We start from the raw sequence: 873 nt of genomic DNA, 5'->3' as shown, positions 1-873 counted from the left end.
TAGACACTTTATATTTGTTAAACTCATTATATGTGACTCCATTTGTATATATTACCATGAAATATGGTTATCATATTTCATGGTAATATATACAAATAATGCCTGAACAATGCAAGGTATTTTTTTGCATAGCTTAGTGGATTAGGTGCTCTAATATATCACTTCCAGTTCTAGACCATCTGTTAAGACTTTTATCCAGTAATTTATACCAGGAAAATATATCACATACATCACCATTGCTCATCACTAAAATAATTTACAACAGTAAATAGTGTATTTTAAAGTATGAGTCTGACTGGCAATATATACGAGAACACAACTAATATGCCTATAAAGTTAGACAATTTCTTCTGAAGGACATCCAATTAATGACGTAATGGCAATCTCCTCTTGATCTGACTCTGTACAAATAGCATCGTCCTTTTGTATATACCTGCCTATGCAATATCCTATACTCACGCCAACTAGTCCTACTGTTGTTGCAGCAGCTGTTAAAATACTCCAAACAGGTATTTTAGCTCCTAAAATATCTATTTCCTGTATTAACCAATTATTATCTTCACTCACACAATCTTGTGAATAATTTATAGTTGTTGGTAATTCAGTAGTAGTGGGAGTAGGAATTTGAGAAATAGCCCACTGTCTTAGTGATGCTATTACCGATTCCGGAGAACAATTTTGAAGACCTAAAAACTCAACTATATCATTTAAAGCTAATGTATCGTATGATTCATTGCTTTTAGTAATATTATATTCTTGACCCATAATATTCATAGTACCATTTACTATCTTTGATGGTTCTAATATAAAGTGGCTCTCCCCATCATCTTGTTTTATCACATCTATAAGTGTATGTGTGTTATCGCAAACAAT

1 protein-coding gene is annotated in these 873 nt (G+C 32.0%); it reads right to left on the bottom strand.

The features are described from left to right. Positions 1 to 336: 336 nt before the first annotated feature. Positions 337 to 873: hypothetical protein (locus KYQ89_RS05830; protein ID WP_218460801.1), on the bottom strand; the 537-nt coding region annotated here is incomplete at its 5' end.

The sequence above is a fragment of the Rickettsia sp. TH2014 genome (assembly GCF_019249195.1).
Lineage (GTDB): Bacteria > Pseudomonadota > Alphaproteobacteria > Rickettsiales > Rickettsiaceae > Rickettsia > Rickettsia felis.
The sequence above is the reverse complement of the archived record's forward strand: the minus strand, read 5'-3'. Positions and strand labels throughout refer to the sequence as shown.